Below are 21,976 nucleotides of genomic sequence, written 5' to 3' on the forward strand. Positions count from 1 at the left end.
GGCAGGTCCAATTCACCCCTTGTAATGCCGGCCGAAGCGGTTGTTCAGGAAGGCGTCCAGCGGCACCTGTTCCTGGCGGATGAATCCCGCCTGCGGGATGGAGCCCTCGCGCAGCAGGTCCAGCACGGCGCAGATCCCGGCGGCGGTGGTGACCTGGATGGCGCTCCAGCGGCGGCCGGCGATCTGCTTGCTGTAGATCTTGGTGGCGAAGGTTTCCTGCCGCAATTCGCCCTCCTGCATGCCGGTGGCGGTCGCCAGCACCAGAACCACGTCCTGCAGGGTCAGCGGCACCGCGGTCTCCAGCACGTCCTTCAACAGGTGGCGCCGCTCGCCCAGCCGCAGGTCGCGGATCAGCAGGCGGACGATGTCGCGGTGGCCGGGATAGCGCACCGTCTTGTAATCGAGATTCCGCACCTTGCCGGCCAGCGTCTCGCACAGCGACCCCAGCCCGCCCGAGGTGTTGAAGGCCTCGTAATCGACGCCGTCCAGCGCAAAGCGCTCGTCGCCCTCCAGCGGCATCACCTCGTGCGGGCGGCCGTCGACGATGGCCTCGCACGGGTTGCAGTATTCGTTGATCAGCCCGTCGGTGCTCCAGGTCAGATTGTATTTCAAGGCATTGGTCGGGTATTGCGGCAGCGCGCCGACCCGGAGATGCAGGTTGTGCAGCTCGTCGAAGCGGCGGGCGAGGTCATGACCGACGATGGAGATGAAGCCGGGCGCCAGACCGCATTGCGGGATCAGCGCGGTGTCGGCGGTCTCCGCCAGCATCTTCACCTTGCGGGTGGCGGCGACATCCTCGGTCAGGTCTAGGTAATGGGCACCGGCCGCGACGGCGGCGGTGGCGATGGCCGGGGTCAGGGTGAAGGGACAGGCGCTCAGCACCGCATGCTGGCCGGCCATGGCGACACGCAGGGACTGCGGATCCTCCACATCGACGCGCGTCACCCGCAGCCCGGCACGCTCGGCGCGGTGCAGCAGCGCCTCGTCCCGGTCGCCGATGGTGACGGCGAAATCGTCGGTCTCGGACAGCAGCGTGCCGATCATCGACCCGATCTTGCCGGCACCCAGAACCAGAACCTTCATCGTTGCCATCTCTCCCGCTCCTCTGTTCCGCCTTGTGTGTTGGCGATTGGCTCGCACACAAAAGGTGTCGCCGGATGCGGCCGGGCAGAACCGGGCAATGCGCCGGGCGCGCCGGAGATTTCCGTTGAAATGACGGGATATCCGTTGAAATGACGGACGCGCTTTATCCCTCGCGCCATCTCGGCAGCGGCGCTAAGGTCGCAGCCGGTTTTCCCATATCCGGCCCGTACCCATGACGATCCGCCAACTGACCGCCCCGCACGCCGTCCTGCTGGAGGGGCCGCAAAACGGCGTCCCCCAGACCAGCGAGATGATCCGCGGCGAGCGCTTCCGCATTCTGGAGGAGCGTGACGGCTGGCTGCGGGCGGAGAACGCCTTCGACGGCCATGTCGGCTGGCTGCCGCCGGGCACCCGGCATGCGGAGCCGGTCGCCCCCACCCACCGGGTGCGGGCATTGCGTGCCGACCTGCACCCCGGACCGACGCACAAGACGCCGCCGGTGGCGACGCTCAGCTTCGGGTCGCTGGTGACGCTGGATGGCCGGGCCGAAAATGGCTGGGTCGGCACCGACGAGGGGCTGTGGCTGTTCGCGGGATGGCTGGAGCCGGTGGACGCCGCCCCGGCGGCCGACCACATCGCCACCGCCCTGCGCTTTCTGGAAACGCCCTATGTCTGGGGCGGGCGCAGCAGTTTCGGCATCGATTGTTCAGGGCTGGTGCTGACCGCCATGGCGGCGGCGGGCATCGTTTCCCACCACAGCAGCGGCATGCAGCGCAAGGACGACCGGCTGGGGAAATGGCTCTCCGACGATGGCCGCGGCGTCGACTACCGGCGCGGCGACATCGTTTTCTTCCCCGGCCATGTCGGGCTGATGGTGGACGGGACGAACCTGCTGCACGCCACCGTCTTTACCATGTCAGTCGTGATCGAGCCGCTGGCCGAGGTCGCCAAACGCGCGGAGATCAATGGGGTCCGCCGTCCCGGCTAGGGCGTCCGCCGTCCCGATTTGACGCGGACGTAGCGCCTCCCCGACCAGCAGCAGGGTCGGCCCCTTGCCGGCGGCCACTCCCTGCTCCGCCATCTCGCCGAGCGTTGTCCAGTAGCGCCGCTCGTCGGGGCGGCAACCATTCTCCACCGCCAGCACCGGCGTCATGGCCGGCAGCCCGGCCCCGGTCAGCCCCTGGCCGACCGCGCGGGCCTGCTCGCGCCCCATATAGATCGCCAGCGTGCCCTGCGGATCGGCCAGCCGCGCCCAGTCTGGTTCGAACCGCTCGCCGTCGCGGCCATGGGCGGTGACGAAGGTCACGGCGCGCGACACGCCGCGCTTGGTCAGAGACAGCCCGGTGGAGGCGGCGCAGCCGAGCGCCGCGGTGATGCCGGGGATGACGCGCACCGGAATGCCGAGGCTGTCGAGATGCTCGATCTCCTCGCCGGCCCGGCCGAACACCATCGGGTCGCCGCCCTTCAGCCGCACCACCCGCTTGCCGCGCCGGGCATGGAAGGCGATCAGCGCGTTGATCTCCCCCTGCGGCAGCGAATGCCGGCCGGAGCGCTTGCCGACGCAGATGCGCTCGGCCTTCGGATGGGCGAGGTCGAGGATGCCGTCGCCGACCAGCGCGTCGTAGAGCACCACCTCGGCGGCCGCCAGCGCCTTGACGGCGGCGACGGTGAGCAGGTCGGGGTCGCCGGGGCCGGCGCCGACGAGCGTCACTTGCCCACACCCTGACCCTCCCCCGCTGGGCGGGGGAGGGGACACGCGCCTGAACGGGAGAGTGGCGGCAGTCCCTCCCCCGCCCAGCGGGGGAGGATAGGTGGGGGCACCGCCGTCGGCGCCCGCGACACGCGGGAATGCGAAGCGCACCAACGCCGCGAGACCCTCACGCCACTTCGCGCCGATGAGCATGACGAAGCACCTCCTTGAGTTCAGGCACGCAGGAACCACAATTCGTGCCGGCCTTCAACGCCGCACCGATCTCCGCCACGCTGGACAGCCGCCGGTCGCGGATGGCGCCGGCCAGCCGGTTGATGCCGACGCTGAAGCAGGCGCAGACGATCCGCCCCTCATCCTCGGCAGCTCCCGGTGCCCGGCCGGCAAGCAGCCCGGCCCGCGCGCCGTCGTCCAGCCCATCCGCCTCCAGCAGACCGGCGAGCCAGCCCCGCGGCGGCAGGCGCCCGTCGGCGGCGACGAACAGGCAGGCCTCCAGCCGGTCGCCCGCCATCCAGGCCATGCGCAGGCCGCCGCGTGCCTCGTCGCGGAACTCCACCGCCGCTTCGGCCGGGTCGAGACCGGGCAGCCAGGCGGCGAGATCGGGGATCGCCCCCGTCCCCGCCATCTCCACCAGATGGCCGCCCGCCACCGCACGGCGGGCCCAATAGCCGCCATGGACAGGCTCCACCGGCTGACGGGTCAGCAGGAAGGCGGTCCAGTGCGGCCGCCAGGGCTCCACCGTCGCCGGCATCCGCTTCAGGTCGGGCTGGCCGGAGAAGGGGTCCACCGCCTCGTCGTCGATCAGCCGGCCGACGACGCAGGCGCCGGTGAAGCGGTCGGTCCAATGCATCGGCAGGAAGATGGTGCCTTCGCCTTGGGCATCGGTGACGCGCACCCGCGCCAGCGCCTCCCCCGCAGCGGTGGCGATGCGGGCCAGCCCGCCATCGGCAAGCCCCCGAGCCGCCGAATCCGCCGGGTGGATGTCCAGCCGAGGCTCCGGCGCATGGGCCGACAGCCGCGCCGACAGGCCGGTGCGGGTCATCGTGTGCCACTGGTCGCGCAGCCGGCCGGTGTTCAGCAGCAGCGCCCCATCCGGCACGTTGCGCGGCAGCGGCTTCGCCGTGATCGGCAGCATCCGGGCGCGCCCATCCGTGGTGAAGAAGCGGCCATCGCCGAACAGCCGCGCCTGCGGCTCGCCTCCCGCACGCCAAGGCCAGGGGAACGGCGCCAGTGCGTCGTAACCGGCATCGTCCAGCCCGCTCAAGGCCCCGATGTCGAAGGCCCGCGTCCCGCCATTCTCGAAATCCGACAGCGCCGCATGCTCGCGGAACACCGCGGCGGCGCTCTCATACGGGAACGCCCCGGCGAAGCCCATCCGCCGCGCGACCTGCGTCACGATCCACCAGTCCGCCCGCGCCTCCCCTTCCCCATCCTTGAAGGCGCGCTGGCGCGAAATGGTGCGGTCGGAGTTGGTGACGGTGCCGTCCTTCTCGCTCCAGCCCTTGGCCGGCAGGCGGATGTGGGCGAAGCGGCCGGTGTCGGTGTCGCGGATGCAGTCGGAGACCACCACCGTCTCGCATTTCGCCAGCGCCCGGCGCACCCGTCCGGCGTCGGGCATGCTGACGGCGGGATTGGTCGCCATGATCCACACCGCCCTGACCGTCCCGGCCTCGATGGCGCGGAACAGTTCCACCGCCTTCAGCCCCGGCTTGTCGGCCATGCGCGGCGCGGTCCAGAAGCGGCCGACGCGGTCCACCTCCGCCGCCGTGAAGCCCATATGGGCGGCCAGCTGGTTCGCCAGCCCGCCGACCTCGCGCCCGCCCATGGCGTTCGGCTGTCCGGTGACGGAGAAGGGGCCGCAGCCCGGCCGGCCGATGCGCCCGGTCAAGAAATGCGCGTTCAGGATGGCGTTGACGGTGTCGCTGCCCTGGGACGACTGGTTCACGCCTTGCGAATAGACCGTCACCACCCGCCCGGTCGCGGCGAACTCGGCATAGAAGGCGGCAACCTCCGCCTCGGCCAGCCCGCAGCAGCGGGCCACCGTCGCGATGTCCGGCGCGTCGGCGCGGGCGGCGGCCAGCGCTTCCTCCACCCCCTCGGCATGGGCGGCGGTGAAGCCGACATCGCGATGGCCGCGGCTGTCCAGATAGGCCAGCAGCCCATTGAACAGCAGCGCATCGGTGCCGGCCTTCAGCGCCAGATGGCGGTCGGCGGCATCGACGCAATCGGTGCGGCGCGGATCGACCACGACGATGCGCGTGCCCCTCTCCGCCCGCGCCGCCAGCAGCCGCTGGTGCAAAACCGGATGGCACCAGGCGAGGTTCGACCCCACCAGCACCACCAGATCGGCGCAGTCGAAATCCTCATAGGTGCCCGGCACCGCGTCGGCGCCCAGCCCCCGCTTGTGCCCGACCACCGACGAGGCCATGCAAAGGCGGGAGTTGGTGTCGATGTTCGCCGACCCGATGAAGCCCTTCATCAGCTTGTTGGCGACGTAGTAATCCTCGGTCAGCAGCTGGCCGGAGACGTAGAAGGCCACCGACTCCGGCCCATGCTCGGCGATGGTGTCGGAAAAGCGGCGGGCCACCTCGTCCAACGCCTCGTCCCAGGACACGCGCTGATCCCCGATTTCGGGATGGAGCAGCCGCCCGTCCGGCACCAGCGTGTCGGCCAACGCCGACCCCTTGGAGCAGAGCCGCCCCCGGTTCGCCGGGTGGTCGGCATCGCCACGCACGCTGACGGCGCCATCGGCCGAAACGCGCGCGACCACCCCACACCCGACCCCGCAATAGGGACAGGTGGTCTTCACCTCCCGTTTCGGTCCGGAGGACGACTCCGCCCCGTCAAACATGGCCGCACGCCTTGCGGCAGCCGCCGCGCGACAGCTTGGCCTCGCCGAGCGCGAGGGAGACGCCGCGACCCTCCACCCGCACCGGGACATGGCCGGTGCGGCCCTCGTCGGGGGCGACGGCCTCGCCGGTCGCCAGCTCGATCACCCAATTGTGCAGCGGGCAGGTGACGCGGCGGCCATGGACGATGCCCTGGGACAGCGGCCCCTGCTTGTGCGGGCAGGCATCCTCCAGCGCGAAGACCTCGTCGGCCGCCGTACGGAACAGGGCGATGTCGCCATCGGGCGTGCGGACGACGCGCGAGCCCAGCACCGGGATGTCGTCGATGCTGCCGACCTGGGTCCAGACGGTTTCCGGAGTGGCGCTTTCCATGACGATGCTGTCCATGATCCGTTACCCCACTTCGGCGAGCAGATTGAATTCGTGACGGTCGACGCCCTTGGCGGCGCGCTCCGCCCACGGGTCGTCCTGCGAGAAGGTCTGCGAGAACAGGAAGCGCGCGTGCAACGCCCGGCGCCGCTCCGGATCGTCGACCAGCGCCGCCTTGATGTGGCCCAACCCGACCCGCTCCACCCACGGCGCGGTGCGCTCCAGATAGCGGGCCTCCTCGCGGTACAGCTGCATGAAGGCGCCGGTGTATTCCAACACCTCCTCCTCCGTGCCCACGCGGACCAGCAGGTCGCAGGCGCGGACATGCAGGCCGCCGTTGCCACCGACATGCAACTCATAGCCGCTGTCGATGCACACCACGCCCAGATCCTTGATGGTCGCCTCGGCGCAGTTGCGCGGGCAGCCGGAGACCGCCAGCTTGACCTTGTGCGGGGTCCAGGTGCCCCAGGTCATCCGTTCCAGCTTCACGCCCAGCCCGGTCGAGTCCTGCGTGCCGAAGCGGCACCATTCCGAGCCGACGCAGGTCTTCACCGTGCGCAGCCCCTTGGCATAGGCATGGCCGGACACCATGCCGGCGGCGTTGAGGTCGGCCCAGACCGCCGGCAGATCCTCCTTCTTCACGCCGAACAGGTCGATGCGCTGGCCGCCGGTGACCTTCACCGTGGGGATGGCGAACTTGTCCACCACGTCGGCGATGGCGCGCAGCTCCGCCGCATTGGTCAGCCCGCCCCACATGCGCGGCACCACCGAATAGGTGCCGTCCTTCTGGATGTTGGCGTGGGCGCGCTCGTTGATGTAGCGCGACTGGTAGTCGTCCTTGTACTGACCCGGCCAGGCGCACAGCAGGTAATAATTCAGCGCCGGCCGGCAGGAGGCGCAGCCGTCGGGCGTCGTCCAATCCATCGCCTGGAACACCTCGGCCATGGTCTTCAGCCCGCGCTCGACGATGGCGGCGCGCACCTGATCATGGCTGTGGTGGGTGCATTTGCACATCGGCTTGACCTTGGGCGCGGCGGTGAAGCCGTCGCCCAGCGTCACCGCCAGCAGCCGCTCCACCGTGCCGGCGCAGCCGCCGCAGGAGGCCGACGCCTTGGTGTGCGCCTTCACCTCGTCCAGGCTGGTCAGGCCCTTTTCGGTGATCGCCTTGACGATGGTGCCCTTGCAGACGCCGTTGCAGCCGCAGATCTCGGCGCTGTCCGGCAGTGCCGCGATGGCGGCGTTCGGGTCACCGGCATCGGCACCGCCGAAGCCCTGGCCGAAGATCATGGTGTCGCGTTCGGCCGACACGTCGGCGCCGTCCTTCAGCAGCGAGAAGTACCAGGCGCCGTCCTTGGTGTCGCCATACAGCACGGCGCCCAACAGCTTGCCATCCTTCAGCACCAGACGTTTGTAGACGCCACGGGCGGCGTCGCGGAACACGATGTCCTCGGTCCCCTCCCCACCGGAGAAATCGCCGGCGGAGAACACATCGACGCCGGTCACCTTCAGCTTGGTCGAGGTGACGGAACCGGTGTAGGCGGCACCCTCCCCGCCCGCCAGATCATGGGCCAGCACCTTCGCCATCTCGAACAGCGGGGCGACGAGGCCCCAGGTGACGCCGCGATGCTCGACGCATTCGCCGACCGCGTAGATCGACGGATCGCTGGTGCGCATCCGGTCATCGACGCGGATGCCGCGCCCGCAGTCCAGCCCGGCCGCCTTGCCCAGTGCCATGTTGGGGCGGATGCCCACCGCCATGACGACGATGTCGGCCGGCAGCTCTCGCCCATCCTTCAGCCGCACGGCGCCGACCCGGTCGTCGCCGACAATCTCCGCCGTATCGGCGCCGGTCAGCACCTCGATGCCGCGGCGCTCCAACTCGCGTTGCAGCAGCATGCCGGCCGACGGGTCGAGCTGGCGTTCCATCAGCGTCGGCATCAGGTGGACGACGGTGACCTCCATCCCCTTGACCCGCAGGCCGTTGGCGGCCTCCAGCCCAAGAAGGCCGCCGCCGATCACCACGGCGCGGCCGCCCTTCGCCGCCGCCGCCAGCATGGCGTCCACATCGGCCAGATCGCGGAAGCCGATGACGCCCGGCAGGGTCGAACCCGGCACCGGGATGATGAAGGGCATGGAGCCGGTGGCGATCAGCAGCTTGTCGTAGGGAACGACGCGGCCCGACTGCGAGACGACCGTCTTGCCCACGCGGTCGATGCTCTCCACCGCCTCGCCGGTCAGCAGCGTGATGCCGTTGGCGTCGTACCACTCGCGGCTGTTCAACACGATCTGGTCGAAGGTCTTCTCGCCCGCCAGCACCGGCGACAGCATGATGCGGTTGTAGTTCGGATGCGGCTCGGCCCCGAAGACGGTGATGTCGAAGCGGCCGGGCGCCTTGGCCAGCAGCTCCTCCACCGTCTTCATGCCGGCCATGCCGTTGCCGACGACCACCAGCCGTTCCCTGACCGGGCCGGCGTTGCGCAGTTCGGCCTCGCTAGTTTCAACGACGGGCCCGTTGTTCGATGAGAGATGCATGTCCATGGCGCGTCTGCCTCGTCTATCGTGTCCGGCCTGCCTTGAGGTCAGGCACGGGGCCAAAAAGAAAGGCGTCCGAACGGGCAGCGCCCCTGCCCCGCGAGTGGATCGCGAAGGCGGGCACGCACCTGTTCGGACGCCGTTGTCCGGGCGGTTCGTCGTCGAACCAGGGCCAAATCCGCGCGTCGTCGCGTGGGATCGGCCGATGTCGCGGGCACTGGCGACGTTGCTGGCGCCCGCTGTTGTCTCGCCAATCCCTTCGCAATCCGCGTGCCAAGCCCTTCGCAAGCGGACGATATCGGGAAAAGCCCAGCGATTCCGCGGCTTCCCGCGCCATTCCGCACCCGATACCTAGGTGCCTGTTTTTGGATCATCCTTAGGTCTTGCACAAAGGATGACCAAGCGGGTTTGCGTGCGCCGCAAAAATCGGCAGACGGTGCGGTCACCCCGCCGGGTGCTTCATACCTTCCGCCGGGTCATAGCCAGATGAATCAAGCACTCCGGCCCATTTTCCGGCAAAACCCATCCTTTGGCATGAGGCTTGCGTAGAAGGAGGCCAGAGACGCGCCAACGACGGTGCGTGCATCCCAAGCGTCCAATGATGGGCCAGCCCCGGCAGTGTTGCCGACCCCGGTATCGACGGGCCTTGCAACAAGGCTTTTCCGGTCGATCCCGCTGGACGCTTTCGATGGCCTTACTGCCTGAAAAACGGCCAGTCCGGGACTTGCCCAGAAAATCGACACCGGTGTCGCCCCACCCGACCGCTGGTCCGGATTTCAGAGATGGAGCAACCGACGTGGCCCAGACCTCCCACACCCTTCGCCGCCTTCTCGCATCCGCCGCTGCCGTCATCGCCCTGACGGCGGGCGTCTCTGCCATCGCCGCGCCGCTCGACGTGGAGAAGGACCAGCTGAAGCTCGGCTTCATCAAGCTGACCGACATGGCGCCGCTCGCCATCGCCGCCGAAAAGGGCTTCTTCGAGGATGAAGGCCTCTCAGTAACGCTGGAGCCGCAGGCGAACTGGAAGGTCCTGCTCGACCGCGTGATTTCCGGCGAGCTGGACGGCGCCCACATGCTGGCCGGCCAGCCGCTGGGCGCCACCATCGGCTTCGGCACCAAGGCGCACATCGTCACCGCCTTCTCGATGGACCTGAACGGCAACGGCATCACGCTGTCGAACGATGTCTGGCAGAAGATGAAGGCCAACGTGCCGAAGGGCGCGGACGGCAAGCCGCTCCACCCGATCAAGGCCGACGCGCTGAAGCCGGTGATCGCCCAGTACAAGGCCGAGGGCAAGCCCTTCAACATGGGCATGGTCTTCCCGGTCTCGACCCACAATTACGAGCTGCGCTATTGGCTGGCGTCGGGCGGGATCAACCCCGGCTTCTACAGCCCGACCGACGTGTCGGGCCAGATCGGCGCCGACGCGCTGCTGTCCGTCACTCCGCCGCCGCAGATGCCGGCGACGCTGGAGGCCGGCACCATCTACGGCTACAGCGTCGGCGAGCCGTGGAACCAGCAGGCGGTGATGAAGGGCATCGGCGTGCCGGTCATCACCGACACCGAGATCTGGAAGAACAACCCCGAGAAGGTTTTCGGCGTCACCGACGAGTGGGCGAAAAAGAACCCCAAGACCCATCTGGCCGTCGTCAAGGCGCTGATTCGCGCCGCCCAGTGGCTGGACGAGAACAACAACGCCAACCGTGCCGAAGCCGTGAAGATCCTGGCCAAGCCCGAATATGTCGGCGCCGACGCCAAGGTGATCGCCAACTCGATGACCGGCACCTTCGAGTATGAGAAGGGCGACAAGCGCGACGTTCCCGACTTCAACGTCTTCTTTCGCTACAACGCCACATATCCCTTCTATTCCGACGCCGTCTGGTACCTGACCCAGATGCGCCGCTGGGGCCAGATCGCCGAGGCCAAGCCGGACGCCTGGTACGACGAGACCGCCCGCAAGGTCTACAAGCCCGACGTCTATCTCCAGGCCGCCAAGCTGCTGGTCGAGGAAGGCAAGTCGAAAGAAGCCGACTTCCCGTGGACGAGCGACGGCTACAAGCCGGTGGATAACGGCTTCATCGACGGCATCCCCTATGACGGCCGCAAGCCGAACGACTACCTCGCCAAGCAGCCCATCGGCCTGAAGGGCGACCAGAAGGTCGAGGGCGGTCAGGTGGTGGGGGGGTAAGCAGCATTGCCCCCTCCCTAACCCTCCCCCGCCTTCGGCGGTGGAGGGGACTGCCGCCGCCCTCCCGTAAGGCACCCTCTCCCGCCAAAGGCGGGGGAGGGTCGGGGAGGGGGCAATCGTAGCCGAGACGCCCCCGCCGACAGCTCAGGACACCCCGCCATGACCAGCTTGACCGACACCTCCGCCGACCTCGCCCGCGCCCAGCGCAAGGCCCGCCGCACCCATACGCTCAACCGCATCGCTTCCGCCCTGAACACCCTCGGCCTCGGCTGGCTGGCGCCGCTGCTGCGGCTGGCATCCGGAGAGAACCCGCGCCAGCAGGGGATCGAGCTGTGGCGCCAGATGGGCATCCCGCTGACCGCCATCCTGCTGTTCCTCGCCGCCTGGGGCTGGGCGGCCCCGCAGGTGCAGACCAGCCTTGGCGCCATTCCCGGCCCGGCCCAGGTGTGGGAGCAGGCGACCAACCTCTATGCCGACCACAAGGCCGAGCGCGCCAAGGAGGCCGCCTTCTACGACCGGCAGGCCAAGCGCAACGCCGAGATCCTGGCGAAGGATCCGAAGGCGGAGGTCAAGACCCGCCCCTATGCCGGCAAGCCGACCTACCTCGACCAGATCGTCACCAGCCTGAAGACGGTCTTCACCGGCTTCCTGCTCGGCGCGCTGGTGGCGGTGCCGCTGGGGGTGGCGAGCGGCCTGTCGCCGACCGTCAATGCCGCGATCAACCCGCTGATCCAGATCTTCAAGCCGGTGTCGCCGCTGGCCTGGCTGCCGCTGGTCACCATGGTGGTCAGCGCCACCGTGTCGGGCAGCGACCCGCTGTTCGAGAAGTCCTTCCTGACCTCCGCCATCACCGTCACGCTGTGCTCGCTGTGGCCGACCCTGATCAACACCGCGGTCGGCGTCTCCTCCATCGACCGCGACCTGATGAATGTCGGCAAGGTGCTTCAGCTCTCCGGCCCCACCATGGTCCGCCGCCTCGTGCTGCCGTCGGCCCTGCCCTACATCTTCACCGGCCTGCGGCTGTCGCTGGGCGTGGGCTGGATGGTGCTGATCGCCGCGGAGATGCTGGCCCAGAACCCCGGCCTCGGCAAATTCGTCTGGGACGAATTCCAGAACGGCTCCTCCAACTCGCTCGCCAAGATCATGGTGGCGGTCTTCACCATCGGCCTGATCGGCTTCCTGCTCGACCGCGTGATGCTGGCGCTGCAATCCGCCGTCAGCCACAGCCCCGCCCGCTAAGGAGACACCGGCCATGGCGATCCTGGACCTGAAGGGTGTATCGAAGTCCTACGGTAGCACGCAGGTGCTGCGCGACATTGAGCTGTCGATCGAAGAGGGCGAGTTCGTCGCCATCGTCGGCTTCTCCGGCTCCGGCAAGTCGACGCTGATCAACCTGATCGCCGGTCTGGCGATGCCCGATACCGGCGAGGTGCTCTACCGCGGCAAGCCGGTCACCGGCCCCGGCCCGGAGCGCGGTCTGGTCTTCCAATCCTATTCGCTGATGCCCTGGCTCAGCGTGAAGGAGAATGTCGCGCTGGCGGTGGACGCCGTCCACAAGGCCAAGCCCTCATCCGAGCGCGGCGTGCTGACCCGCCGCGCGGTGGAGACGGTCGGCCTCGGCCACGCCACCGACCGCCGGCCGAATGAGCTGTCGGGCGGCATGCGCCAGCGCGTCGGCTTCGCCCGCGCGCTGGCCATGAGCCCGGAGATGCTGCTGCTGGACGAGCCGCTGTCGGCGCTCGACGCCCTGACCCGCGCCAAGCTGCAGGACGAGATCGAGGCGATCTGGCGCAAGGACCGCAAGACCGTCATCCTGATCACCAACGATGTGGACGAGGCGATCCTGCTGGCCGACCGCATCATTCCGCTGACGCCCGGCCCGAACGCCACGCTCGGCCCCGCCTTCACCGTCGATCTGCCGCGCCCGCGCGACCGCACCGCCGTCAACCATGACGAGGATTTCAAGCGCCTGCGCGCCGAGGTCACCGCCTATCTGATGGAGGTCGGCGTCGCCCGCGGCACCGGCGGCGATGACGGCTTGGTCCTGCCGGACGTGAAGCCGATCACCGCCTCGCCCCCGCCCAAGGCCTATATCGAGGCGATGGGCGGGCGCGGGATGGAGGACCGCTATCTGGAATTCACCCGCCTGACCAAAACCTTCGCCACGCCGAAGGGGCCGCTGACCGTGGTGGACGGCTTCGACCTGAAGATGCGCAAGGGCGAGTTCGTTTCGCTGATCGGCCATTCCGGCTGCGGCAAGTCCACGGTGCTGTCGATGGTCGCGGGGCTGGCCGACGTGACCAGCGGCGGCATCGTGCTGGACGGCAAGGAGGTGGACGGCGCCGGCCCCGACCGCGCCGTGGTGTTCCAGGCCCCCAGCCTGTTCCCCTGGCTGACGGCTTACGAGAACGTCATGCTCGGCGTCGACCGCGTCTATCCCCATGCGAACAAGGGCGAGCGCGCCGACATCGCCCGCTACTACCTCGCCCGCGTCGGTCTGGGCGATGCCATGGACAAGAAGGCGGCGGAGCTGTCCAACGGCATGAAGCAGCGCGTCGGCATCGCCCGCGCCTTCGCCCTGTCGCCCAAGCTGCTGCTGCTGGACGAGCCGTTCGGCATGCTCGACAGCCTGACCCGCTGGGAGCTGCAGGAAGTGCTGATGGAGGTGTGGGCGCGCACCAAGGTGACGGCGGTCTGCGTCACCCACGATGTCGACGAGGCGCTTCTGCTGGCCGACCGGGTGGTGATGATGACCAACGGCCCGAATGCCAGGATCGGCCATGTCCTGACCGTCGACATCCCCCATCCGCGCACCCGGCAGGCCCTGCTGGAGCATCCGCGCTATTACGACTACCGCGAGGAGTTGCTGAACTTCCTGGAAGGCGGCCATGCCGGGGCGCCGAAGAAGGCGGCCTGAACCGCTTCCATCTTCCGGAAAACCCACCGAATAGGCATTGGACAAGCTGGCCCCGCGAGGCCAGCTTGTTGTTTTTCGGGATGACGGACGAGGAACTGGAGATGAAGCGCGTGACCCTGCCGGACGGCACCGACGTTCCGGCTCTCGGCCAGGGCACCTGGATGATGGCGGAAGGGCGCGGCGACCGTGCCGCGGAGATCGCCGCCATCAGGGCCGGCATCGACCACGGCATGACCCTGATCGACACGGCCGAGATGTATGGCGACGGCGCCTCGGAGGAGCTGGTGGGCGAGGCCATCGCCGGCTGCCGCGACGGGCTGTTCATCGTCACCAAGGTCCTGCCCAGCAACGCGTCCCGCATCGGCACGGTCAAGGCCTGCGAGCGCAGCCTCAAGCGGCTGGGGATCGACCGCATCGACCTCTATCTGCTGCACTGGCGCGGCGGCGTGCCGCTGGAGGAGACGGTCGAGGCGTTCGAAACGCTGATCCAGGCCGGCAAGATCGCCCGCTGGGGCGTGTCGAACTTCGATGTCGACGATCTGGAGGAGTTGGCGGAGGTCAGCGACCTGCACGGCTGCGCCGTCAATCAGGTGCTCTACAATCCCGAACACCGGGGCATCGACTATGATCTGCTGCCCTTCCAGCACACCGCGCGCATGCCGGTGATGGCCTATTCCCCCATCGGCCAGGGCGGCCGGCTGCTGCGCTCCCCCGCATTGCTGGCGGTGGCGAAGCGGCACGGCGCGACCCCGGCCCAGGTGGCGCTGGCCTGGGCGTTGCGGCAGCAAGGCGTGATCGCGATTCCCAAGGCCGGAACCACGGCGCACGCCATCGAGAATGCCAAAGCCGCCACGCTGACCCTGACCGGGGAGGACATCGCGGAGATCGACAAGGCCTTCCCGCCGCCGAAGCGCAAGCAGCCGTTGGCGATGATCTGAGCAGAGGGCGGGCTGCCGTCAGCCGTCCTGCCCGGCGCCATCACCATCGCCGATGGCGGTCAGGATCGTCCGGCGCAGCGCCCGCCGCACATCGGCGGTGGACAGGGTCAGGTCGATGGCGGCGGCATGGATGGCGTGGCCCTGGATCGCCGCCCATTCATGCGGCGTCGCCCCCACCGCCGGATGCAGCAGCAGGCCGGCGGCGGTCTTCCAGGCCGGGCTGCGCTCCTCCTGCGACCGCAGATAGGCGTAGATCTGGTAGAGATGGCCGTTGGACAGCCGGTCCTGCCCGAACCGGCCGGAACGCAGGATGGCGGCGAATTTGGTGTCGATCACCAGCCGCCGGCCGCCGGGGGCGTCGAGCAGGATGTCGAGCCGCATCCCCGGCAGGATCGCGCCCATGCCCTCGGACATGTCGGCCACCGGCCAAGACAATGGCGTGCCGCCGCGCACGCTCCACCCCTGCGGCGTCAGCTCCAGGCGGGCGAAGCCCAATACCGCCTTCTCGAACAGGCTGCGGACCCGGCGTTCGTCGCGGTCGGGGGACACCATCGCGGTGGTTCCGGCCTCCTCCGTCAGCAGGGCGAGGTCGAAGGCCAGCCGGGCGAGCGCCACCATCAGGCGGTCGCCGTCGTCGTTGCGGCCGATCTGGTCGGCAGCGAGTTCGGCCCGCGACGGGCGCAGCCCGCCGACTCCGGCCCGTCCCAGCCCGACGGCCAGCAGGCGGCAACGGCGGGCGAGATCCGGCCCGGAGACCAGCCGCGCCAGCCGGTCGAGCGCGGCGCGGACCAGCCGGTTGCGCGGCGTGTCGAGCGTCGGCTCCTCGAACCGGCAATGGACCTGCCCGCGGGTCAACAGCTGCTGGGCCTCCGTCCGCAGCAGGTCGATGCGGCCGCGCACCCGGCTGAGCCTGCGGTCGCGCTGGACATAGCCGCCGCTCAGGGAACGCCGCAGCCGCCGCTCCACCGCGTCGGCCAGCAGCCGGGCGACGAGGTCGGGGATGTCGTCCAGATCCTGCTCGGTCGCCCCCTGGAACGGGCCGTTCCAGCGCGCGAGGTCGCTGGCATAGAGCATCAGCAGCCACAGGTTCCGCACCGGAATGCGGCCGATGCGCCCGCTGCCGGCATCGCCCGCCGGCGCCCCCTCCATCCCCGCGGCCTCCGTCATCCGGCGATGCCGGCCAGCAGCTTCTTCCGCTCCGCCCGCGCGACGTCGGGGGCGTCATACCAATGTTCGTCCAGCAGCGGCCCGATCTCCGTCTCCACCATGGCGCGATACCAGCCGGCCGGGTCGGCGACCGTCTCGTCCGGGGTCAGGAAGGAATGGCCGATGCGGAATTGCGGCCCGAGCGACGGGGCGGCGGCGATGGTCTGGTTCAGCGCCCCGATGCGGGCCTCGATGATGTCCAACAGGTCGGCGCCGATGCCGCGCTCGCTGCACCAGCCGCGCCAGGTCGGACCGAAGGCCGGTTCCAGATCGACGAAGGCGAAGCGGCGGCGCAGCGCCAGATCGACCAGAGCCAGCGAGCGGTCGGCGACGTTCATCGTGCCGATGACATGGAGATTCTCGGGCACATGCACCCGCTCGCCGGGGGTTTTGCGATAGGTCAGCTCCATCGCCTCCGACGGCTTGCGCTTGGTGCTTTCCAGCAGGGTCAGCATCTCGCCCAGGATCTGGGCGGGGTTGCCGCGGTTGATCTCCTCGATCACCAGGACGAAGGGAATGTCCGGCTCGTCCGCAGCGGCCTCGATGGCTTCCATCATCACGCCATCCTGCAGCATCAGCCGGCCATCGCCACTCGGACGGTAGCCCCGCACGAAATCCTCATAGGACAGCGAGGGGTGGAACTGGACGACGCGCAGCCGCGTCCGCAGCGTCTCCCGGTCGTCGGCCCCGATCAGCGCCAAGCCCAGACGCTTGGCGAGCCACGTCTTGCCGGTTCCAGGCGGCCCTTGCAGGATCAGGTTCTTCTTGACCCGCCATTGCGCCAGCATGGCGGACAGGGCTGTTTCGGGCAGGAAGCAGCCATCGGCGATGACCTGCTCCACCGTATACGGATACCCACCGACCAGCTCGGAAGCGACCTCTCTTACAACGGTTTCAGCGTCGGAGATATACACTTGCGGAACGGCCTTTTCCTCGACCGAACGTTCTTCAGACGATGCCGGTGGATATTCGTTTTCCGAGGGCTTCTCAGACCTACGCCTTCCCCTTCTTGGTCTACCCAACCATAAACTATAATCCTGAGGCTCATTCCTGAATATGAATCTTAAAAGATTTTCACTTTTTTTATTATCGCTGTAAATCGGTGTGATCGCAGTTCTGACAGTGTAAAAATACCAATCTCTTGGCTCATACACCCTATCCCACTTCACCTTTACGTGATTACCGTCACCGAAATTTTCTAATATTATCCCAGTAGCCTTTATCCTCATTACGGAAACATGTTTGCCGCCATATTCAAATGGCAAATTCTTTTTCCGAACAAAAGCTGCCTTAATGACAACGCTATCGCCAGCTTGCATCCGCCGCACGGCATCCTTTGGCGGGTTGCTCGGATCCGCAATCCAAACGCCCTCATGCATAAAGCGATCAAACTGATCGCTTCCATCGCTCCATTTTGCGCCAACCAACCAACAGATCGGCTCTCTATTCTGAAATTCAAACGGAGACCGAGTATCTTCATCAAATCCGCCCGGAAACGATAATTTATGCTCTTCAAGGAGCTTCGCTGCACCTTGGGGTGAAAGATGAAGCCTCTGCCCATATGACTTCAACTCCCAAAGTCCGTTCCTGTTCTGGACTATGGCAGACGCCTTATTCAGATAGAACCCACACCAACGGATATGATTCTCAAAAATTGAGCGGCCATTGGTCGAAGACTTTTTAAAACTATCGCTTGGAATACTCGTCTTTCCCCGAACAGCGGATGCAACTTGGGAAACAGAAAGAGGCTTTCCCGTTGCATCCCGCAAGGCGTCCAGTATAAGCGGCAAGTACTCTGCAGCACACTCTGCAAATTTCACTTTTAGGATACCTCTTGGAAAGGCCATGAGCACCATAAAGAAAGCTTAAATAAAGATCACCCGCCGCGCGCCAGCCTTTCCAGTTCGTCGGCGGGGTTCAGCGGCATGCGGGGCGTATGGCTTTTCCACATCAGGCGGATTTCCTCGGGCGTCAGGCCATAAGCCTGGTTGACCAGATCGGACAGCCGGCGTTCCAACCGCAAAACCTCCGCCGCCGCCGTCCGGGCGGGGGCGATGGTGGCGGCATGCTCGCGCTTCAACTCGCCGATGTCGGCCGCCGACAGCCGGCGACGCTTGGGCAAGACAGCCTTGACCGCCTCGACGAATCCGTCGGCGTCGAGCTTGTGCGGAGTGGATAAGGCGATTCCTTGCTTCTGGACTCCGAATTCATGGAGCAGCCACGCTGCGATCTGCGCATTTGCCTCTGCCATGCTCTTCTTCGAGACAATCAGGCTTTCAACAAACTCTTCAACAACATCTTGATTCCGAATATCGGCTACCGGGAAAATTTCCATTTTCGCCCCTGTAGAAGAGAGAGCCTCATCCTTCATGTGCGGCAAATACCTCCAATTAAACCACCATATTAACGGAGAGTTCAGAATAGAAACCAGACCAAAATCTCTCTTACCAATTAAAAATACTTTGTTGTTTGCGTAAACCTCTGATTCAATCAAGCTGTATGATGGATGATATTGTATTTCCTGATAGAATATTTTTGACTTCTGGAAAACATCATAATACCCGCAAGAACGCAGTTCCCACCAGAAGCGGCCCTTGTCCTGGCGGGCACGCAGCCGCTCCTCGTAAACCTTGAAATGCCGGTGAAGCGACGGGTAGGTCGCCCGGAAGGTCGTTTCCGCCGACTGCTCGCTGTTCGCGCCGGCCCAGGGCCAAGGGTAGTCGCCGCTGGACTTCATGACGATCATGAACATGTCGCTGAGCGGCGAATGCCACCGCTCCACATCCTGCCCGCGCAGATAAGGCTTGATGATCTCGGCACAGCCGGGGTCGTCGCCGACCAGCCGGTCGCGGGTCGGCGTGTCGATCAGGAAGGCCTCGTTGAAGCCGGTCTTGATGCCGTTCAGGGGCTTCACCCCGGCATACTCGGCCAGCGGCACGCCATTGCGGCGGATCTTCTCCAGGAGAGCCATCACCGCCGGCGGCTCCAGGGTCCAGCTCTGGCGGGTGAAGACGGCGCGCGGCATCGGGTAGGAGGCCGCCTCCACCACCGCACCCACGCCCTTTTCCGGCACGGCGTCGCGCGGGATGGCACAGACCTCCAGCTTTTCCGGGGCCTTGGCGCCATCGGGGGCGTCGTCGGGGCGGCGCACCACCAGCACCGACGGGAAGACGTCGGCGTCGGGGAAGAAATGCTTGGCATGGCCGAAATCGGCGATGAACTCGACCCAGGCCGCTTCGCCGAACAGGCCGCGCAGCGGCTCGGCATAGCCGGCCTTCAGCCATTTGTTGGTCACGACATAGCCCATGCGCCCGCCCGGACGCAGCAGCCGCAGGCCCTGCTCATAGAAATAGACATAGAGGTCGGCCATGCCGTCGAAGGCCAGGAAGCCGGGGCGGGCGTCCAGCAGGCCGCGCCGCCATTGCGTGACCTGTTCCTCCGCCGACCCTTCCGGCGGCGGGGTCAGGCCGGGGTCGCCGGCGCGCGGCTTCAGCGCCGGCTTGACCGCGCCCAGCAACTCCTGCCGGACATAGGGCGGATTGCCGATCACCGCATCGAAGCCGCCGGCCGGCCGGGCGGAGGCCAGCTCGCTCCAGATGTTGGGGAAGGCGATCTGCCAATGCAGGAAGCGGTGGCGGGCGGCCAGGGCACGCGCCTCCTCCACCAGGGCGTCGGCCAGCACGCGGCGGCGGTCGTCGCCGCTGGGTGGGGCGAACAGGCTGGCCTGCGCCGGCGGATCGGGATCGAGCAGGCTGTATTGGGCGCGCAGGTCCGGCGAAGCGATGCGGGAATTGCCGGCGGCGATGGCGACCGGATCGCCGAAGGTTCCGTCCAGCACCATCTGGAAGGCGGCGGCGCGGTCGAAGGCGCGGGCGTCCTCGCGCGCCTTGGCGATCTGCTTTTCCGGCTTTCCCGCCTTGACCAGGGCATCGACCGGCGGCGGCTGTTTCTTGGGCGCGGCGTCGAACACGCCCATCATCCGCTCCGCCGTCAGCAGCGAGAAGAAGCCGGCGACGGCGCCGGTGTCCTCCTCCACCTCGGCGAAGGCCTGTTCGGAGCGCGCCACCTCCGACAGGTCGCTGTCGTTGCTCTCCTCCACCCGCCGCATGCCTTCGGCGGCGCGTTCGACCTGCTGCATCAGGCCGGGGCGCATCAGCGCGCCGCGGTCCTGCAACTCGCGGATCACCGGCAGGGTCCAGGCGCCGACCACGCTGTCGCCGCAGCGCAGATGGTGATCCAGGAAGGACAGCGGCGCGCCGACGGTGAAGCTGTGCAGCCACAGCGACACCTTCGCCAGCTCCACCGCCATGCGGTTCTTGTCCACGCCATGGACGACGCGCTTCAGGATCATGCGGCGGACGATGTGGCGGTCGTCCAGCTGGTCGTCGCGCAGCGGCCAGCCATGGCGCTTGGCGTTCCCGGCGATCTCGGCCCGGATCGCCTCGATCCGCGCGGCCAGCGGCGAATCATAGTCGGCCCAATCCACCAGCATGGTGGCCTCGGCCATCGCCGACAGCACCTCGTCGGCCAGCCAGTCGACCAGCGTCACCAGGAAATGGCCGGATCCCATGGCGGGGTCGCAGATGCGCAGGTCCAGCATGCTGCAGGCGGGATCCAGCCGGCGCAGCCGGTCCAGCCGCTCCGCCTTCTCGGCCGGGCTGCCGCCTTCGGTCGAAGCCAGCGCGGCGAAGGCGTTGCGGCGCTGGTTCACCAGCGGCCCGACGGTGCGCTGGATGACCAGCGTCACCAGCTCCTCCGGCGTGTAGTAGGACCCGAACCCCTTGCGGGCGGTGGCATCGACGACGACCTCGACCGTGCCGTCCTCCCGCGCGCGAATGTCGTGCTCCAGAATCCGTTCATAGACGGATCCCAGCTGCTGCACCGACAGGTCGCGGTAGTTGATGTATTTGGGCGGCCGGCCGGATTTCGGGTCGGCCTGATGCGACAGGCGGAAGATGACCTCCGCCATCACCGGATCGGGCAGGGCCACCCGTTCCAGGATCGGCGCCGTCTCGCCGGAAAACAGGCCGCCATTGTAGGGTGGAATGCCGAGATCGTCGTCACCCTTGGCGATGGCCTGGAAGATGCCGGTCAGCCGCGACCAGATCTCGCGGTAGGAGGCGGGATATTTGCCGCCCGCCGTCAGCTTCGCGGCAATCGCGATGCGCTGTCTGGTCAGGGCGTAGTCGGCGTAAGGGCCGGTTTCGTCGGGCAGGAGGTTGCGGTCCTCGGCATAGAGCACGAACAGCAGGCGGTACAGCAGCACCAGCGTGCCCTGCCGCACCGTCTCCAGATAATCGGGGCCGAGCGCCTTGTCCCGTTGCGGGTCGGCCTGGACGATGGCGTTGGCGAGCCGGGGGAACACCTCGTCGAACACCATGTCGGACAGGTTGCTGGCAACCCGCTGTTCCCAGAACTTGCCCTCTTCCAGCGCCAGATCGTGGAAACTGCGGCCGGCATGGTTGGGCAGGAAGCCGTTGCGGCCGAAGAACAGGATGAACAGCCGCAACGCATGCGCCCGCGCCGTTGCCGGATCGGCCGAATCGGTGGTCTGGCGGTCGATCAGGTCGAGATCGTCGTGGCCCAGCACCTTGGCCAGATCGATCTCGAAGAAATCCTCGGCCACCGACACCGCGCCCTGCCAATAGAGCCGCCAGACCGTGCCGTTGGTCAGGATGCCCCAGCGCAGGCCGCCCTGCACCAGATCCTCCACCCGGCGCAGATAGCGCAGCATCTGGGTGGACGGAACGCCGCCGTCGGTGCCGCGGTCCTGCCTGTGCCCTTTCGTCTCTCGGTCGAGCGGGCGCTGCCACCGCTTGGCCTCGACCACGCACAATCCATGCTGGAACCGCTTGTAGGGGTCGAGCGGTGCCGCCCGGTCATAGGCGGCGCGGTCGGCGAACAGCAGCGCATCGGGCACGTCGCGGCGGCCCTTGACCGTCAGGTTCTGCTGCTTCAGCACCTCCGTCCAGCCAAGCGCGGCGAGCACCGGATAGATGAAGCGTTCCTCGGTATCGGACTCGGTCGGGTTCCGCACCTTCAGCAGGCTGGCGAGATGCCCGTCCAGGACGCTGCGGATGCCGGCGACGGCCTCGTCCGACAGGGTCTTCCATGCCTCGGTCTCTGCAATGCCTTCGACCAGGAAGTCCTTGGTGATCAACCCGCCGCGGATCATGCGTCGCCTCG

Annotated in this window: 13 protein-coding genes and 1 pseudogene; 5 read left to right on the forward strand and 9 right to left on the reverse strand. The window is 67.5% G+C overall.

Going from position 1 to position 21,976, the window contains the following annotated elements; genetic code table 11:
• Positions 1 to 12: 12 nt before the first annotated feature.
• Positions 13 to 1,092, reverse strand: coding sequence for a saccharopine dehydrogenase family protein (locus A6A40_RS14205; protein ID WP_082860835.1), 1,080 nt, complete (start codon positions 1,090 to 1,092; stop codon positions 13 to 15).
• A gap of 223 nt (positions 1,093 to 1,315) precedes the next feature.
• Between A6A40_RS14205 and A6A40_RS14210 the strand changes: the two genes are divergently transcribed.
• Positions 1,316 to 2,071 (forward strand): C40 family peptidase, encoded by a 756-nt coding sequence (locus tag A6A40_RS14210; protein ID WP_063635956.1) that lies wholly within the window; start codon positions 1,316 to 1,318, stop codon positions 2,069 to 2,071.
• Here the strand turns inward: A6A40_RS14210 and cobA are convergent.
• The 4 genes from cobA to nirB all read right to left on the reverse strand — a co-directional run bounded on the left by cobA (position 2,000) and on the right by nirB (position 8,541).
• The gene (gene cobA, locus A6A40_RS14215) at positions 2,000 to 2,794 is read right to left on the reverse strand and encodes a uroporphyrinogen-III C-methyltransferase (RefSeq protein WP_063635957.1); all 795 of its coding nucleotides are present in this window, start codon (positions 2,792 to 2,794) and stop codon (positions 2,000 to 2,002) included. The two genes, A6A40_RS14210 and cobA, sit on opposite strands and share 72 nt — an antisense overlap.
• Before the next feature lie 166 nt (positions 2,795 to 2,960).
• Positions 2,961 to 5,600, reverse strand: coding sequence for a molybdopterin-dependent oxidoreductase (locus tag A6A40_RS14225; protein ID WP_418208603.1), 2,640 nt, complete (start codon positions 5,598 to 5,600; stop codon positions 2,961 to 2,963).
• Positions 5,601 to 5,634: 34 nt separating this feature from the next.
• Positions 5,635 to 6,027 (reverse strand): nitrite reductase small subunit NirD, encoded by a 393-nt coding sequence (nirD, locus tag A6A40_RS14230; RefSeq protein ID WP_063635959.1) that lies wholly within the window; start codon positions 6,025 to 6,027, stop codon positions 5,635 to 5,637.
• Between the two features lie 6 nt (positions 6,028 to 6,033).
• The gene (gene nirB, locus A6A40_RS14235) at positions 6,034 to 8,541 is read right to left on the reverse strand and encodes a nitrite reductase large subunit NirB (protein ID WP_063636309.1); all 2,508 of its coding nucleotides are present in this window, start codon (positions 8,539 to 8,541) and stop codon (positions 6,034 to 6,036) included.
• Positions 8,542 to 9,337: 796 nt separating this feature from the next.
• Between nirB and A6A40_RS14240 the strand changes: the two genes are divergently transcribed.
• From A6A40_RS14240 to A6A40_RS14255, 4 genes are all read left to right on the forward strand, one after another.
• Positions 9,338 to 10,729: a CmpA/NrtA family ABC transporter substrate-binding protein gene (locus tag A6A40_RS14240; protein WP_063635960.1), complete on the forward strand. Its 1,392-nt coding sequence runs from the start codon at positions 9,338 to 9,340 to the stop codon at positions 10,727 to 10,729.
• A gap of 159 nt (positions 10,730 to 10,888) precedes the next feature.
• Positions 10,889 to 11,968: an ABC transporter permease gene (locus tag A6A40_RS14245; protein ID WP_063635961.1), complete on the forward strand. Its 1,080-nt coding sequence runs from the start codon at positions 10,889 to 10,891 to the stop codon at positions 11,966 to 11,968.
• Positions 11,969 to 11,981: 13 nt separating this feature from the next.
• Positions 11,982 to 13,646 (forward strand): ABC transporter ATP-binding protein, encoded by a 1,665-nt coding sequence (locus A6A40_RS14250; RefSeq protein WP_063635962.1) that lies wholly within the window; start codon positions 11,982 to 11,984, stop codon positions 13,644 to 13,646.
• A 101-nt stretch (positions 13,647 to 13,747) separates the two neighbouring features.
• The gene (locus tag A6A40_RS14255) at positions 13,748 to 14,584 is read left to right on the forward strand and encodes an aldo/keto reductase (RefSeq protein ID WP_063636310.1); all 837 of its coding nucleotides are present in this window, start codon (positions 13,748 to 13,750) and stop codon (positions 14,582 to 14,584) included.
• 18 nt (positions 14,585 to 14,602) lie between these two features.
• Here the strand turns inward: A6A40_RS14255 and mcrC are convergent, their stop codons facing one another.
• From mcrC to A6A40_RS14270, 4 genes and pseudogenes are all read right to left on the reverse strand, one after another.
• The gene (gene mcrC, locus A6A40_RS14260; protein WP_082860836.1) at positions 14,603 to 15,751 is read right to left on the reverse strand and encodes a 5-methylcytosine-specific restriction endonuclease system specificity protein McrC; all 1,149 of its coding nucleotides are present in this window, start codon (positions 15,749 to 15,751) and stop codon (positions 14,603 to 14,605) included.
• A complete protein-coding gene (locus A6A40_RS31310) occupies positions 15,748 to 16,704 on the reverse strand; it encodes an McrB family protein (protein WP_236783683.1) in 957 nt (318 codons plus the stop codon). Before A6A40_RS31310 ends, mcrC begins: the two co-directional genes overlap by 4 nt.
• A 696-nt stretch (positions 16,705 to 17,400) precedes the next feature.
• Positions 17,401 to 17,646: pseudogene (locus A6A40_RS32405) on the reverse strand (hypothetical protein); the annotation flags it as partial.
• A 20-nt stretch (positions 17,647 to 17,666) separates the two neighbouring features.
• Positions 17,667 to 21,965 (reverse strand): Eco57I restriction-modification methylase domain-containing protein, encoded by a 4,299-nt coding sequence (locus A6A40_RS14270; protein ID WP_063635964.1) that lies wholly within the window; start codon positions 21,963 to 21,965, stop codon positions 17,667 to 17,669.
• Positions 21,966 to 21,976 lie beyond the last annotated feature (11 nt).

It is taken from the genome of Azospirillum humicireducens, from assembly GCF_001639105.2.
Lineage (GTDB): Bacteria > Pseudomonadota > Alphaproteobacteria > Azospirillales > Azospirillaceae > Azospirillum > Azospirillum humicireducens.